Annotated in this window: 15 protein-coding genes; 1 reads left to right on the forward strand and 14 read right to left on the reverse strand. The window is 49.3% G+C overall.

Annotation, left to right across the window (positions count from 1 at the left end):
- Window positions 1–18: 18 nt before the first annotated feature.
- From GKS04_04940 to ptsP, 14 genes are all read right to left on the reverse strand, one after another.
- On the reverse strand, window positions 19–198 hold the full coding sequence (locus tag GKS04_04940; GenBank protein QMU56474.1) for a hypothetical protein: 180 nt from the start codon (window positions 196–198) through the stop codon (window positions 19–21).
- Window positions 195–2,126 (reverse strand): NADH-quinone oxidoreductase subunit L, encoded by a 1,932-nt coding sequence (gene nuoL, locus GKS04_04945; protein QMU56475.1) that lies wholly within the window; start codon window positions 2,124–2,126, stop codon window positions 195–197. Before nuoL ends, GKS04_04940 begins: the two co-directional genes overlap by 4 nt.
- Window positions 2,123–2,422: an NADH-quinone oxidoreductase subunit NuoK gene (gene nuoK / locus GKS04_04950; GenBank protein QMU56476.1), complete on the reverse strand. Its 300-nt coding sequence runs from the start codon at window positions 2,420–2,422 to the stop codon at window positions 2,123–2,125. The genes nuoL and nuoK overlap by 4 nt, the downstream gene beginning before the upstream one ends.
- Window positions 2,419–2,919 (reverse strand): NADH-quinone oxidoreductase subunit J, encoded by a 501-nt coding sequence (locus GKS04_04955; GenBank protein ID QMU56477.1) that lies wholly within the window; start codon window positions 2,917–2,919, stop codon window positions 2,419–2,421. Before GKS04_04955 ends, nuoK begins: the two co-directional genes overlap by 4 nt.
- Window positions 2,920–2,989: 70 nt before the next feature.
- A complete protein-coding gene (locus GKS04_04960) occupies window positions 2,990–4,117 on the reverse strand; it encodes a hypothetical protein (protein ID QMU56478.1) in 1,128 nt (375 codons plus the stop codon).
- 1 nt (window position 4,118) lies between these two features.
- Window positions 4,119–4,832: an endonuclease III gene (locus GKS04_04965; protein ID QMU56479.1), complete on the reverse strand. Its 714-nt coding sequence runs from the start codon at window positions 4,830–4,832 to the stop codon at window positions 4,119–4,121.
- Window positions 4,816–5,574, reverse strand: coding sequence for a hypothetical protein (locus GKS04_04970; GenBank protein ID QMU56480.1), 759 nt, complete (start codon window positions 5,572–5,574; stop codon window positions 4,816–4,818). The genes GKS04_04965 and GKS04_04970 overlap by 17 nt, the downstream gene beginning before the upstream one ends.
- 64 nt (window positions 5,575–5,638) lie before the next feature.
- On the reverse strand, window positions 5,639–6,682 hold the full coding sequence (locus GKS04_04975) for a hypothetical protein (protein QMU56481.1): 1,044 nt from the start codon (window positions 6,680–6,682) through the stop codon (window positions 5,639–5,641).
- Window positions 6,679–7,494, reverse strand: a complete 816-nt coding sequence (locus GKS04_04980) for a tryptophan synthase subunit alpha (protein ID QMU56482.1) — start codon at window positions 7,492–7,494, stop codon at window positions 6,679–6,681. The genes GKS04_04975 and GKS04_04980 overlap by 4 nt, the downstream gene beginning before the upstream one ends.
- 124 nt (window positions 7,495–7,618) lie before the next feature.
- Window positions 7,619–8,119 (reverse strand): hypothetical protein, encoded by a 501-nt coding sequence (locus GKS04_04985; protein ID QMU56483.1) that lies wholly within the window; start codon window positions 8,117–8,119, stop codon window positions 7,619–7,621.
- 6 nt (window positions 8,120–8,125) lie between these two features.
- Complete coding sequence (gene trpB, locus GKS04_04990; GenBank protein ID QMU56484.1) at window positions 8,126–9,301, reverse strand: tryptophan synthase subunit beta; 1,176 nt, start codon at window positions 9,299–9,301, stop codon at window positions 8,126–8,128.
- On the reverse strand, window positions 9,294–9,920 hold the full coding sequence (locus GKS04_04995) for a phosphoribosylanthranilate isomerase (GenBank protein ID QMU56485.1): 627 nt from the start codon (window positions 9,918–9,920) through the stop codon (window positions 9,294–9,296). Before GKS04_04995 ends, trpB begins: the two co-directional genes overlap by 8 nt.
- A gap of 95 nt (window positions 9,921–10,015) precedes the next feature.
- Entirely contained in the window at window positions 10,016–11,308 is a 1,293-nt protein-coding gene (locus GKS04_05000; GenBank protein QMU56486.1) for a citrate synthase, read from the reverse strand.
- A gap of 128 nt (window positions 11,309–11,436) precedes the next feature.
- Window positions 11,437–13,740 (reverse strand): phosphoenolpyruvate--protein phosphotransferase, encoded by a 2,304-nt coding sequence (ptsP, locus tag GKS04_05005; protein QMU56487.1) that lies wholly within the window; start codon window positions 13,738–13,740, stop codon window positions 11,437–11,439.
- A gap of 51 nt (window positions 13,741–13,791) precedes the next feature.
- On the opposite strand from ptsP, the gene GKS04_05010 reads away from it, so the two are divergent.
- Window positions 13,792–15,177, forward strand: a complete 1,386-nt coding sequence (locus GKS04_05010; GenBank protein QMU56488.1) for an NADP oxidoreductase — start codon at window positions 13,792–13,794, stop codon at window positions 15,175–15,177.
- Window positions 15,178–15,192 lie beyond the last annotated feature (15 nt).

Consider the following 15,192-nt stretch of genomic DNA (forward strand, 5'->3'; position numbering starts at 1 on the left):
TGTATTTGCCTTTACAAATCAACCCCTGATTTCTCGGAGAATATCGGCTTGACTACCAAGTGCATACGCCGAGTTCACAATAAAGAAGCCAAAATTGTTGGACTTGGCTTCGTCTATGGCGGAGAGAACCAACTTCTTCTGTTTGCCCTCAATGCCATTCCTCGCAAAAAACTCATCAACACGCTCACCATTAATCACATCTTCACCGACACAATCACAAGCAGAACAATAAATACCACCATAGCGGCGGTATAAGCCCTCACAAAACCGCTTTGGAGAATACTGAAAAACCGCGCGAGCCTTTTCGTCGCGTCCGCAACACCGTTCACCGCGCCGTCCACAACGGAAGTATCAAACTCCGCGAAAGATTTTGAAAAATGCCTGAATGGAACCGAAAACACCTTTTCGTAAAACTCATTGAGCAGAATTTGAGAATGCGAAAACCTTCTCGCCGCGCCGATTGCCGTGGTTTCCACAATTTTCTCCCGCAAGCGCGGAGAGGCTTGGTATAACAGAAGCGCGGCACCGATTCCGCCAAACGCGGCAATCACCGAAACAAGCGCAAGGGTGTAATGGCTGAGCCCGCCGTTGGCGGAGGGAACAAACACGCCCGTAACAGGCTCAAGAAAATGCGTAAGAAACTCTTCACCGAACGGAAAAAACTCCGAGAGAAAATGTGGGACGGAAAGAAAACCGCCAAAAATCGCGAGCGCCGCAAGGCACACGAGAGGAATCGTCATAACTGGCGGAGACTCATAGATTTTTTCCGCCGCTTCGGGCGGAGTGTTGTTTCCGCCCTCAAAAACGCGGAGATAAAGCCGCATCATATAAAACGCCGTCAGCATCGCGCCGAAAACAGCGGCGACCCAGTGCAAAACAAAACCGCCGTCATAAACAGCGGCAAGAATGGAATCCTTGCTGAAAAATCCCGCAAAAAACGGCACGCCTGAAATTGCCAGAGTTCCAATGAGAAAAGTGAACGCGGTAACGGGGATTTTTTTTCTCAATCCACCCATAAATTTCATATCCTGCTCGCCGCCCAGAGCGTGAATAACACTGCCCGCTCCGAGAAAAAGTAACGCCTTGAAAAAAGCGTGCGTTACAAGATGAAAAATTGCCACTCCGAACGCTCCCGCTCCCGCCGCCATAAACATAAAACCGAGTTGGCTAACGGTTGAATACGCAAGAACTTTTTTTATGTCGGTCTGGGAAACCGCGATGTAAGCCGCCACAAGAGCGGTAAAAACCGCCACTGTTAGAATGACAAACTGCGCGTCCGGCGCCGAGGAATAAAGAACGGCGAGTCGCGCGAGCATATAAACTCCGGCGGTAACCATGGTCGCCGCATGGATAAGAGCGCTTACGGGAGTGGGTCCCGCCATCGCGTCCGGAAGCCATACATAAAGCGGAAACTGCGCGCTTTTTCCAACCGCTCCGATAAAAAGAAGCAAACACACGGCGGTAAGAGCCCACTGCGGAGCGGCGGGAGCGGCGGAAATAATTTCAGAAAATTCAAGGGAGCCGAAAACCGCAAACACCAGAAAAATTCCCAGCATAAAACCGAAATCCCCTATGCGGTTCACGACAAACGCTTTTCTGCCGGCATCAGATTTTGCTGAGTCATTGAACCAGAAACCGATGAGCAGGTAGGAGACAAAACCCACTCCCTCCCAACCGGCAAACATTACGACAAACCCCGAGCCGAGAACGAGCAGAAGCATAAAAAACACAAACAAATTCAGAAGCGCGAAATAGCGCGGAACCGCGCCGTCTCCTTTCATGTATCCGGCTGAATACACGTGAATCAAAAACCCCACCCACGTTATGACAAGTGTCATCACCGCGGACAGGCGGTCAAAAACAAAACTGAAAGATACCGCGAGTGAGCCGGAGGAGAACCATTCAAAAAATCTGAACTGCTCGGGCGAGCCGGAATAAACACCGTACGCGAGAACCGAAGCGCAAAGCGCGGAAATCAGAACTGCCACCGAACCGACAAAAGCGGACGCCTTCGCCTCAAAACCGGGCGACACAGCGTGCAAACGCCGGAGAAGTCCGGTTGAAATCAAAATGCCGTTGATGAACGCTCCGGCAAGAGGGGTTAAAAGTATTAAAGGCAACATCATCCGCGAAAGTTTCTTATCAAATCTATGTTCAGACTTTTCAGCCCGGAGTAGAGAACAATAACCAGCGCAAGCCCGATTGCGACCTCCGCCGCCGCCACCGTTATGGAAACCAGAACCAGCACATTGCCCGCTCCGTCTTCAAAAAGCCGCGAAAACGCTATGAGGCAAAGGTTTGCCGCATTAAGCATAATCTCAACCGACATCAGAACAACAAGAATGTTTTTTCTTGTGAACACACCGAAAGCCCCAATGACAAAAAGGGCAAACGCAAGCGCGATGTATCCGTCCGGCGTCAACGCAGACCCCTTGAAATCGCCACCGTTCCGACAATCGCCGCCACAATGAGAATTGAAGTTACTTCAAAAGCAAACAGATAGTCCGTGAGCAAAAGCCACGACATCTCCGAAACTGTTCCGTCAAAATCTCCCGTGCGGGCTGGCGCGGCGAACGGGGCAATTTTCAGCCCGAAATACACCGCCGCGACAATCGCGGGCAGAAGAAATGACAGTTTTTTCGGAATCTCCGACGGACCGAATTCCTCGTCGCTTTTGCGCACATTGAGAAAAACAATCGTGAAAAGAAAAAGAACGACAATTGCGCCCGCATAAACAAGCACCTGAACCGCCGCCAGAAAATGAGCGTCAAGAATACCGAAAAGCACGGCGGATGAAACGATTGTTACAACAAGTGAAATCGCGCACAGAGCCGTGTTTGGAAGCAAAACAACCGCAATCGCGGACACAACGGCGAGCGCGGAAAATATGTAAAAGAAAAGCGACTCGGCAACGGGCATTTGGTTGAACTTTACAGGAAATAGGGGGTGAGGCAATAGAAAGTCTCAGTATTCAACACCTTGCTTATCCTTATCTGTCCACCTTGTTAACAGTAGGTTTTGGTATATGCAATGGCATATTCGGATTTCCTTTTACAAATGGGGCAATACAAATAAGTCGGTGGGCATTCTTGCTTGGATACCACTGTTTCCGCCAATGCATACGGACCCACCAACGCTTGTCCCACTCTGATTTACCTGTGCCTGGTTGATCTTTTATTTTTCTCCAAGTTACTACATTAACTTCAGTTTGGCTTACTGGTAAATCCATACCTATGCGCTTTCGGTCCGGTCGTTTCAATGCCTTTTCGCTTAGCACATCTACAAGTTTTTGCTCTAAGAAAGCAGTCATTTTTGCCGCAATAAAAAACCATGGATGATGAGCCGGTACGGCTGGTGCTACTAGCCTGAGAATATCTTTTTCAAGAGCTTCTGCTATAACCACTTGTTTATTATCAGGAATATTTTCCTCTACAGGGTTAGGATATATTCCCAACACTTCTCTCTGAGGCGTAATGATTATTGCAAAAGGAAAAAAGTTTTTTGAAAGATGTAATCTGTCAGCGACTTTGCCTTCATTAATCTTTCTAAACAGGTGAAACCCTACACCAATACCTTCAGGAAGTATGAGCGACTCTGTTTCCAAGTTGTCAACATCGGGCATTGACAACACCTCTTCAATTTGTTCCGTGTGCCAATACCATGTCGGCATATCATCAAAAAACAAATCCTCGAAATGAGATTCTAGCATTTGTTTTACAGCCTCTGCTTCCCCCGCACTGCTAGTAGAAAAATGAGAATTGACTATGCGGTCCCAACGTTTTTTATCTGGTATATATCTTTTTATAATTTCATGTTTGGACAACATCTGTTGTTGTTTTGTTGTTTCCGCAATTTCTTTCCAGCTATCAGCGCCCTGAAAACAACCCCGATTAATAAGGGTCTCCGTTATTCTTTCCACTGTGGGATGGCACTTTGAACATAGGGCTACAAGATTCTCTAGATTATCTGTCCCGCCGCGTCTTCTTGAAACAATATGATGAACATGAAGATTTTGCTTTTCAGGTTTATCCCCGCAAATCCGACACACCTTATCTCTTTCTCTTACTTCGGTGTATATGTCCGTCTCTGCTATTTTTTCCCATTTCCCCGACTTCACTTTATTTCACCCCGACCCTCATGCACCACTTACTCACCGGACAAACATCGCACTTTGGCGAGATGGGTTTGCAGATTGTCTGCCCGAACGCGACAAGCAGACCGTTGTATTCAATCCAGTATTTTCCCGGCAGTTTTTCGCGTAGCGCAAACTCGGTTTTTTCCGGCGTTTTTGTGCGCACATAGCCAAGCCTATTGGAAATTCTGTGAACGTGTATGTCAACACAAATCCCGGGTTTGCCGTAACCGAGTGTTACGACAAGATTGGCGGTTTTTCTTCCGACTCCATCAAAATCCAGAAGTTCATCAATCGTGTCCGGCACTTCACCGCCGCGCTCATTTTCAAGCCGCTTGCAAAGTTTGATTATGTTCGCCGCTTTTGTTCTGTAAAAACCAACCGGATAGATCAGTTTTTGAACCGTTTTCTCTCCCAGAGAGATAATCGCACGAGGCGTTTTCGCTTCGGCAAATAATCTTCTTGAAGCCGCCGCGGTTGTTTCGTCTCTTGTGCGCAAACTCAAGATTGTGGAAATCAAAATCCTGAACGGGTCGCCGCCGTGCGTTTCCTCAAGGTTCATAACGGGCGGATTCCACTTTCGGGACTTAGTCCTCAAAATTGAGATGACTTTTGAAATGTTGGCGTCCGCAAACGCACCCTTATCAAAAGCCCGTATTGCGCGGGATGTTTTCGGCAACGGTCTATTGAAGCGGCTCATCGCCGCCCGCGGCGGCGCACATCTGCCTCAAATCCTCCCATTTTTGAAAGAAGCGCGCGGAAATTTCGTAAGACTCTTTCCACTTGCCCTCGTCAAGCAGGGAGAAAATCTTGGCGACCTGCTCAACCGAACGCTCCCTGTCAAGCGACTGCGGCGTCAGAACCGAGCACACATCGCCGTAGTTCAAAACCGCATAGCCGCCCTCCTCACGCCCTGAAAACCATCTGTCCATATTTCTCACACCTTTTTCCATCCACTCAACCATCGCACGCAGTTTTTCGTGATCTGTTTTGTCAAACGCGCGCGAAAGAGTCTCTTCGGCGGCGGCGAGTTTTTCCCGCGTGGGGCCGACCTTTGTGTTGTAATGAATTGAACTAAAACCCCAGTGGGAATAAAAATTACGCCTGCCCGATTCCTCAAAAGCGGCAAACCATTCAAACGGAACCGCGTTCTCGCACGAAAGTATGTTGGGATTTTCCGCGCCGCCCAGAGGACAGACGTATAGAACCCCGTCTTCGCTTCTGATGAAAAAACAGTCTCTCACGGCGGGCTCTTCAACCCCCATGTGGTCGGCAATGGCGCGGCGGAAGTTCCCGTATTCATTACCGAACCAGATGCCAAACGGAGACATGGGACCTCCCCAATACTGCTCGTAAAAATCTATGTATTGCCGCCAGTATGAACGCTCATCTTCGGGCACGCTTTCAATGGAATCGTAGATAATGAGAGTGCTCTGCGCCACGCGGCAAATACCTCTCAGCAAGTATAAGGGCGTCTGTGCCGGCACGCAAAACCGCCGGCCGGTTTCAAACCTCGTCTATGGTTTCTATAACGGTTTCCACCACCCACTTTTCGATGGATTTTTGCGAAATGCCACCGAGCAGTTTTTTGAACTCTCTCACGGGAACAACCACTTTTGCCGCAGAACTGTGTCCACCGCCTCCGCCCTGCTTCATCTGTTCGCGAAGAACTTTGCCGTTTTTGCCGTTTTCGGACCCGAACATATGGAAAAGGTGCCGCGCCACCCTGCCCGCGCTCTTAACATAGCCAACATTGCGCAACGAAAGCAGAAAGTAGGAATCCCGCAAAATCCCGAACGAAGCGACCCATTCGGTGTCTTTTACCTGCATACAGAAATCAGCCATTTTTGGAATCATGTATTCATGATTCACCTTGCCCAGATTAACAAAAAGCACACCGTCTTTAACCCGGTGACGCGCAAGCGATTTGCCGAACACCTTAAGTTGGTCGGAGGGAATTTCCGCCTTTTCTATTTTCCTCAAAAGTCCGAGGTTGGCTTTTTGATAGAGAAAGGTGAACGCTTCAATGTCGTCATCACCGGCATCGCGGGCGAGGGAAAATGTGTCGGTCTTTATCCCGTAGAGCAGAGCGGTCGCGAGCCGTTCGGAAATTTCCATCCCTGAAGCGCGCAACAATCCCGTCATTATTGTTGAGGTAGCTCCCTCATCGGCGCTTATCCTCACAAAACTGGCTTTGTAGTTTTCCACTTCGGGATGGTGGTCAATAACGGAATCCACCTTTGGAAGAATATCGCCGAAAAAAGACGGCTGAACATCAACCATGGCTACCGAATCAAAGTTTTTCGCCTGCCGCAGGGTGACGGAAACAACATCAATTTCAAGCATATCCATCATCGCAACATTTTCCGGGCGCGAAACGGTTGTGCCAAAATGCCCGATTGTCGCCGTCTGGCGATTCCTTCCCAGCAGAGTTCTCAAGGCAAGCGCACTTGCCATCGCGTCCGGGTCGGGATGGTCGTGAAGGAGAATCAGAATTTTATCCGCGCCTTCGTGAACCTTCTTCAATTTTGCTACACCAGATTTACTCATGACCTCTGACCGCTTCGGCACGCTTTTGAAAGATCGGAAACAAAATCCGCAATTTTATCAAGCATGGCGGCGTCCGCCGAAAACTCTTCCACCATGCGCATTATAGAGCTTCCCACAACCACCGCATCCGCAAAAGACGCGACTCTGCCCGCCTGCTCCGGGGTTGAAATTCCGAACCCGACACCGACCGGAAGACCGGTTTTGTTTCTTATTTTTTCAACAAGCCCTTTCACGTTCCCGTAGTCCATTTCAGGACGCTCTCCCGTAACGCCCGTGATTGAGACAAGATATATGAACCCTCCGGCAAGACGCGCGACCGCCTCTATGCGCTTGTCGGTTGTGTTGGGAGACAGCAGAAAAATCTCGTCCAGCCCTTTCTCTTTCAGGGAGGAGTTGAACTCCGCCGCCTCTTCGGGCGGCAGGTCAACGGTTAGAATGCCGTCCGCTCCGGCGGCTTTGGCATCCGCTGTGAGACGCTCAATACCGTAACGGTAAAACGGGTTGTAATAACCGAAAAGAAGAATAGGAATATCAGAGCGGTCCCTGATTTTCCGCACGGTTTTCAAGATCTTTTCAAGAGTCGCGCCTGACTCAAGAGCCCTTTCGCAAGCCCTTTGAATAACGGGCCCGTCCGCCATGGGGTCTGAAAACGGAATGCCTATCTCAAGTATGTCCGCGCCGCTTGAAGCTATTCGCACGGCGATTTCCTCAGTCAGTTGAAGAGATGGGTCTCCCGCGGTGAGATAGCACACAAGAGCCGCATCGCCGCGCTCTTTCAGTTCGGAAAATTTTTGATTGATTGCCTTAGGCATTGTGAAAAAAGGAATTTGCGTCTTTGAAGGAAAAGACGCCCGCCCGCCTCATTTTGGAAATGGAAATTATAACAGCAAAAAGTAAGCGGTCAATTAAACGGAAAAGTTGCCGGCGGCGGACGGTCTAATAATCCCCAAACGCGTAGTATTTGGTAAGGACGAAATTCAAGAAAAAACCTATGCAAATTGAAAAGCCGTTCGCAAGAAATATACCGTCAAAAGGAAGAATCGGCAGACTCTGTATTTCGCCGAAATGAAAACCGTCAACCAGAAGCCAGAGAATCAGCAAACTTACAACAAGCGCCGCCACGCCCGACAAAAATTTACGCCACGAAGCCATGGCAAGCGAGCGCCCTCTGATTCTGAAAACAAAATTCATGCAGATAAGAAAATTAACAGTCGTCCCGATTGAGAAAGAAATGGTTTTCGCCACAAACCATTCCGTCACCACAAACTGCGCTCCGCCCGGTAGGAAAACGGTAATTGAGCCAAACACGAGAATCTGTCTGACAATCTCAAAAACCATCAAATCAATCGTTGCCGAAACCACACCCACAAGCGCGTATTTCAAAAAATGGCGCGCCCACTGAGGTAACCGGCTCTCAATTTTCGTAACTTCTTCCATCTCTTCCTATCCATCCGCCCTCTGGGCGACCACGTCTATATCTTTGTCCCCCCTGCCCGAAAGGCAAACCACAACAGTCGCGCTTGCGGGCATGTCCGTAGCAACCTTCATTACATAAGAAACTGCGTGAGCGCTCTCAAGAGCGGGAATTATACCTTCGGTTTCAGAGAGAAAATAGAACGCTTCAAGCGCATCATCATCTGACACCGAAACGTATTCGGCAAGACCCGCATCGTGGAAAAACGAGTGCTCGGGACCCACGCCCGGATAGTCAAGACCGGCGGCAATAGAGTGCGCCTTCTCTATCTGCCCGTCATCGTCTTGAAGAACAAATGTTCTGCTACCGTGCAAAACCCCTTGAGAGCCCCGCGTGATTGTCGCTGAATTGTTGCCCGGCTCAAGTCCGCCGCCACCCGCCTCAACACCGACTTTCACCACTTCCGAATCTTCAATAAACGGATAAAACAAACCCGCCGCGTTTGAGCCGCCGCCAACACACGCAACAAGCAGATTCGGTTTTCCAACTCCGGCGGATGTGAATTGCTTTTTCACTTCGGTACCGATGACGGATTGAAAATCCCTGACCATTGTGGGATACGGATGCGGTCCCGCTACGCTACCGATAACATAAAAAGTGTCCGCAACGTTTGTTACCCAGTCTCTCATCGCTTCGTTCAGAGCGTCTTTGAGAGTCGCGCTTCCGGTATCAACGGGATGAATTGTCGCACCGAGAGCACGCATCCGCAAAAGGTTCATTTTCTGCCGTTCGGTGTCTTTTCGCCCCATGTAAACTTCGCATTTTTTCCCTGAAAGAGCGGCGACCGTGGCGGTGGCAACTCCATGCTGCCCCGCTCCGGTTTCTGCGATAATGCGGTTTTTGCCCATTCTGTCGGCAAGCATAATCTGCCCGATTGTGTTGTTTATCTTGTGCGCTCCGGTGTGCGCCAAATCTTCGCGTTTAAGATAGATTTGCGCGCCGCCGAGTTTTTTTGTCATTCTTTCGGCAAAATAAAGAGGCGTGGGTCTGCCCGCAAAATCCGCAAGACATTTGCCAACCGCGTTTGTGAAATCGGGGTCGGATATGGCTTTTTTATAAGCCTCTTCCAGTTCAAGAAGCGGGGGCATCAGGGTTTCCGAAACAAAACGCCCCCCAAAATCTCCGAAAAAACCTTCCTTATTCATTGTTGTCGGCAATTTGTACTTCTTCCATAAACTTTTTCAGTTTGCCCAAATCTTTCACGCCCGGGGTTTTTTCAACCCCGGAACAAACATCAACCGCGTAGGGCTTTGCCGCTCCAATGGACTCGGCGACATTGCCGGAATTAAGCCCGCCTGAAAGAAACAGTTTTTTGCCCTTCAAGTCAATCCCGCTCAATAAATCCCAGTTAAAGGTTCTGCCGGTTCCACCGAACTGCCTGTCGGCAAAAGTGTCAAGCAACACAAAATTTGAGTCGTAATCGTCTATCTCCTTCAAACTGTCTCTGTCTTTGACTCTAACCGCTTTCATATAGACGCCGGGGATTTGGCTGCAGAACTGCGGCGTTTCATCGCCGTGAATTTGAGCCAGATCAAGCCCGACCGATTTCATAACACCGCCGATAAAATCAACTTCCTGATTTACAAAAACCCCGGCCTTCACAACATCTGACGGCAGAAGAGACGCTATACGCGCCGCCGATTCGGGTTCAATATGCCTTCTGCTACCCGGATAAAAGATGAAACCCACAGCCGCCGCGCCCATATCCGCCGCCATAATGGCGTCATCGGCGTTAGTTATTCCGCAAACCTTAACTCTTGTCATCGGAAAACCACTATAACAGGCGCAAACGGGTTTTGGAATTACCGTTCAGGCGTTACCGGACTCACTGAAAAACAGGACGAACGGACGGCGGACCGTTATCTTTTTCTGGCGGACATCGGAACAAAATTCCTTTTGTTCTTTCCCGTATACACCTGACGCGGACGCGCTATTTTAGTCTCCGGATTCGTTATCATCTCTTCCCACTGAGCCAGCCACCCGGTGGTTCGCGCGATGGCAAAAAGAACAGTAAACATGCTCACCGGAAGTCCGAGACTCTGGTATATAAGACCGGAGTAGAAATCCACGTTGGGGTAGAGTTGCCTCTTTACGAAGTAGTCGTCTTCAAGAGCGATTCTCTCAAGCTCAAGCGCGATTTCAAGAAGCGGATTTTTGCCGACTTTAGAGAAAACCTTGTGCGCTATGTCCTTGATTATCGCGGCGCGCGGGTCGTATGCTTTATAAACTCTGTGCCCAAATCCCATAAGGCGGAATTCACCGTTTTTCGCCCTCTTTATGTAGTCCGGTATCCGCTTTTTATCACCTATCTCCGCAAGCATTTTCAGCACCGCTTCGTTTGCCCCTCCGTGCAGAGGCCCGTAAAGCGCGCTCACTGCGGCGGCGGTCGCGGAATAAGGGTCGGGCAAACTGCTTCCCGCGTCTCTCATAACACTTGTGCTACAGTTCTGCTCATGGTCAGCGTGAAGTATGAAAAGCACATCCATCGCTTTTTCAACAACGGGGTCCGGCTTGTATTTTCTCGTTCCCACTCTGAACATCATATTAAGGAAATTCCCCGTATAACTCAGGTCGTTGTCGGGATAGTTATACGGAAGCCCTATCGCGTGCCGATACGAAAACGCCGCGATTGTCGGCATTTTTGCGATAAGCCGATGAATTTGAATCATGCGATTGTCGCGGTCTTCCACGTCCTTGGCTTCGGGATAGAAGGTTGAAAGCGCGCCCACGGTGCTCATCATCATCCCCATCGGGTGAGCGTCATAGCGGTAACCGTCCATGAATTTCTTGATGTTTTCGTGCAGAAAAGTGTGGTGAGTGATGTTATAACCCCATTCGTCATACTGTTTTTTATTGGGTAACTCGCCATGAATCAACAAATAGGCAACCTCGAGAAAATTGCTTTTTTTCGCGAGTTGCTCAATGGGATATCCCCTGTATCTGAGAATCCCTTTTTCGCCGTCTATGAAGGTTACTGAGCTCTGGCAAGATGCCGTGTTTGTGAAAGCGGGGTCGTAACTCATCATTCCGAAATCGGTCTTTTTGACCTTAATCTGCCTTAAATCGGCGGCTTTGATGGTACTGTTGTCAACGGGAATTTCATATTTGCTCCCCGTTCTGTTATCCGTGATTGTAAGAGTGTTCTTAGGCATTTGTTTATCCCTCCTTTTCAACTACGACAACCGGACTGAAGCACCCTGAAAATAGAGAATTCGGTTGCTTAAAACTGTGATTGGCAGTTTACACGCAACAGCGCGCTTTATCAAACATCCCGGGCGGTCTAATCAAACTCCACAAGGGCGGAATCAATGCTTTCAAGACTGTTCGCAAGCAGTCTTTCGATGTCCGCTTCGCTTTTCGCGCGCATAAGTTTTCTCCTCAAACCTGCAAGAAATTCGGCGTCCGTGTGGTTTGCAATAAATCTGACAATCGGAATCCTGTATGGCGAAACGCTCAAGTTTTTGTATCCGAGCGCGGAAATCAGAAGAGCGCCCTTCGGAGAACCCGCTATTTCACCGCAAATCGAGACCTCAATCCTGTTTCTGTCCGAGCTTTTTCGTATTGTGTCAAGCACGCGCAAAACCGCCGGATGAAAAGAGGTGTAAAGATGCCCTACCGCACTTGAGTTCCTGTCAACCGCGAGCAAATACTGAACAAGATCGTTCGTGCCAACAGAAATGAAATCAACAATTTCAGCGTATTCATTAAGAAGCGGAACAAGCGCGGGCACCTCAAGCATAACACCGAGCGGCGGAATCTTGTCCGGCGCAAGCCCCGCTTCGGACGCGGTGTCGTCCATAATCTGTTTCGCGGTCTCAACCTCCCAGATGTTTGAAACCATCGGAAGCAAAATCCTCAGGCGCGCGCCGCCCACAGCGGCAAGCATTATGGATTTTATCTGCTCCCTGAACAGGTCAAGATATTCCATTGAGAACCGAATCGCCCTCAAACCGAGAAGAGGATTCTCCTCTTCGGGAATATTGAAATACGGAAGCACCTTGTCCGCGCCGATGTCAAGCGTTCTGACTGTTACGCTTCCGCCGAATTTGCGCGATATGTCACCGTAGATTTTTGTCTGCTCATCAACGCCGGGCGGTTTTTCAAAGCTCGCGAACGCAAACTCCGTTCTGAAAAGCCCCACATCGGAAACTCCGTGTCGCACAGCGGTTTCAATATCGTCCGGAAAACCTATATTCGCCGTGAGAATCATTTCCCGCGCCACGTCCGTAATCTTCTCATCGGACTCAAAAAGATGGCGGATTTCCTCAATTCTCCTGCCGCTACTTTCATACTCCTTCACAAGCATTTCATCGGGATTGACAAAAACAAAACCCGTTCTGCCGTCAACGATGACTTTGTCGCCGGAGTTAATGAGGTCGCAAACATTCTCTATCCCGATAACAACGGGTATGCCGAGCGATTTGGCAATTATGACCGCATGCGAAGTTTCCCCGCCTCTTTCGGTTATAACGCCCGCTATTTTGTTTTTACCAAGCATTGAAACAAACGAGGGGCCTATCTCCCGCGCGACCAGTATTGTGGAACTGTCGGAGCCCTCTAACGGCTCCGCTTCTTTTTTCTTGAACCTTACAAGTTCGTGAAGAAGTTTCTCGCCTATGTCTCTAAAATCCTGCGCTTTTTCCCTCACATACCTGTCCGAGTGGTGCTCAAATCTCCCGGCAATTGACTCAATACCCTGAACAACGGCTGTTTCTGCGGAAACATCGCCCTTTTCAACGCGCGAAATAATCACACCCCGAACCGAATCCGAGCTTTCGCTTGAAAGAAGCATCAGATGGGCTTCAAAAATCTCAATCTCGCTCGCGGAAAGAACATCGTCTTTTTGCAAAACCCCTATGAGGTCTTTCATATCTTTTTCAACGCGCAAGAACGCTTCAAAAAGACGTTTTTTCTCCTCATCCGCGGACTGCGGAGGCGGAGAGAACATGCCCGCGCTTCCGAAAAGCCCGCTTATGAGAAAAGCGTTTCCGACCGCGACTCCGGAAGACACTCCTTTGCCCTGATAGGTTCTGGTTTTGTGCTCAATGATGGAAGGCGTATGAAGCCGGTCAAGGGTGTCCGCAACTTCAAGAAGTCCGGCCAGACGCGAAGCGATAATCTCAAAAAGCGTCTGCTCGGCGGGGGTAATGTGGCGCCGCTGGCTTGTCTGCCCCACCAAAACGCCGACACAGTGGTTTTTAAGAACAATGGGAACGCCGAGATAACATTCGTATTTTTCCTCTCCGGTGTTTTCAATCGGTTTGTATTTAGGATGGCTGGAAACATTCATGGTCACAAAAGGACGCATGGTTTTGAATATCATTCCCGCTATTCCCTCACCGCTTGAAATTGTTATTTCGGCGTCCGTTTCGCTGTCAAATCCTGTGTTGGCCCTCAGGCGTAAGGTGCTGTTGTCGCCGTCAATTATGTATACTGAAACGACTTCGAAATGAAGCGACTCACTTATTTTGTTGACAACTCCCTTGAGAATAGTGTTCAGGCCTGTGGATTTATTCACAAAATCGCTTATTTCCTGAACTATTTTCAGATGGAGATGCTCTCTGTCCACGGTTGTTCGTGACATGTCGCCTAATTATACCGACAAAAAGAGAGCTAACGGCCGGGCTGAACTGAAATGAGAAAAGAAAACCAAAAACTGCGTGTGGCGATTATAGGGTCCGGTCCGGCGGGTTTTTACACAGCGGACAGGATTTTTAAAAAAAGTCCCGTTCCGGTACAGATTGACATGTTTGATTTGCTGCCAACCCCTCACGGACTCGTGCGGCAGGGTGTTGCGCCTGACCACCAGAAAATCAAAAGTGTATCAAAGATGTTTGACAAAATTGCCTCAGAACCCGGTTTTCGTTTTTTTGGATTTGTGGAGTTTGGAAAAGACATAACTCTCAGCGATATAAGGAAAAATTATCATCAAATAGTTTTCGCCACCGGAGCGCAAACGGACAAAAAAATTCAAATTCCCGGCGAAGATCTGGTCCGGAGCCACACGGCGACCGAGTTTGTCGCGTGGTACAACGGTCACCCGCACTTTTCAAATCTTGATTTCGACTTGTCGGGCGAACGCGCCGTTATAATCGGGGTGGGTAATGTCGCAGTTGATGTGGCGAGGATATTGTGCCTCAGTCCGGCGGAGATGCTCAAAACTGACATCGCCGACTACGCGCTTGAAAAACTCTCATCAAGCGGCATCAAAGAAGTATTCATAATCGGGCGCAGGGGACCCGCGCAGGCGGCTTTCACAAACCCCGAACTGAAAGAGCTTGGCAACCTTGAAGAGGCGGACGCGCAGGCGCGCCCGGAAGATGTGCGACTTGACACCGTAACGAGCAAGTTTCTTGAAAAAAATCCTGACGCGGCAACTGAGAAAAAACTTGAAATTCTCCGTGGGTTTTCACAACGGCGCTCAGGGAAAAAGAAAACCCTGCATTTCAGATTTCTGCTTTCCCCGTTGAGCATCGACCCCGGTACGGACGGCGGAGTGCAAAGTGTGACTTTCGCGAAAAACCGTCTTGTAAAAAAGGATGACGGAACCCTCGCCGCAAATGCCACCGGGGAAACCGAAACAATGGAAGTGGCGATTATTTTCCGCTCAATCGGTTACACGGGAGTCGCCCTGAAAGACGTTCCTTTTGACGAAAAATCGGGAGTTATTCCCAACGACGCGGGCAGAGTCCTGGATAAACCCGGCGGGAAGCAACTTGAAGGTCTCTATACGACCGGCTGGATTAAAAGAGGCGCGACCGGAATTATCGGGACAAATAAAATGGACTCCACCGAAACGGTTGATTTGATGCTTGAGGATTTTGCCGAAGGGAAAACCCTGAGCCCCTCCGCGCCTCAGGATGCGGTTGACAAACTGCTTCAGAAAACAAAACCGGACTACGTAAGTTACCGAAAGTGGTCTTATATAGACGGCAAGGAAAAGACAAAAGGCGAAAAAACGGGACGCCCGAGGGTTAAATACACAAGCATCGAAGACATCTTCAAAGCGTTGAAAAAATAAATCCCGCGTCCGGCA

Origin of the sequence: Candidatus Mycalebacterium zealandia (assembly GCA_014075295.1) — a bacterium.
Lineage (GTDB): Bacteria > Desulfobacterota_D > UBA1144 > Nemesobacterales > Mycalebacteriaceae > Mycalebacterium > Mycalebacterium zealandia.

Excerpts from the sequence above, each read along its gene's own strand:
- nuoL (QMU56475.1), bottom strand. The coding sequence starts at position 2,126 with ATGATGTTGCCTTTAATACTTTTAACCCCTCTTGCCGGAGCGTTCATC.
- GKS04_04955 (QMU56477.1), bottom strand. The coding sequence starts at position 2,919 with ATGCCCGTTGCCGAGTCGCTTTTCTTTTACATATTTTCCGCGCTCGCC.
- GKS04_04965 (QMU56479.1), bottom strand. The coding sequence starts at position 4,832 with ATGAGCCGCTTCAATAGACCGTTGCCGAAAACATCCCGCGCAATACGG.
- GKS04_04975 (QMU56481.1), bottom strand. The coding sequence starts at position 6,682 with ATGAGTAAATCTGGTGTAGCAAAATTGAAGAAGGTTCACGAAGGCGCG.
- GKS04_04980 (QMU56482.1), bottom strand. The coding sequence starts at position 7,494 with ATGCCTAAGGCAATCAATCAAAAATTTTCCGAACTGAAAGAGCGCGGC.
- GKS04_04985 (QMU56483.1), bottom strand. The coding sequence starts at position 8,119 with ATGGAAGAAGTTACGAAAATTGAGAGCCGGTTACCTCAGTGGGCGCGC.
- trpB (QMU56484.1), bottom strand. The coding sequence starts at position 9,301 with ATGAATAAGGAAGGTTTTTTCGGAGATTTTGGGGGGCGTTTTGTTTCG.
- GKS04_04995 (QMU56485.1), bottom strand. The coding sequence starts at position 9,920 with ATGACAAGAGTTAAGGTTTGCGGAATAACTAACGCCGATGACGCCATT.
- GKS04_05000 (QMU56486.1), bottom strand. The coding sequence starts at position 11,308 with ATGCCTAAGAACACTCTTACAATCACGGATAACAGAACGGGGAGCAAA.
- ptsP (QMU56487.1), bottom strand. The coding sequence starts at position 13,740 with ATGTCACGAACAACCGTGGACAGAGAGCATCTCCATCTGAAAATAGTT.
- GKS04_05010 (QMU56488.1), top strand. The coding sequence starts at position 13,792 with ATGAGAAAAGAAAACCAAAAACTGCGTGTGGCGATTATAGGGTCCGGT.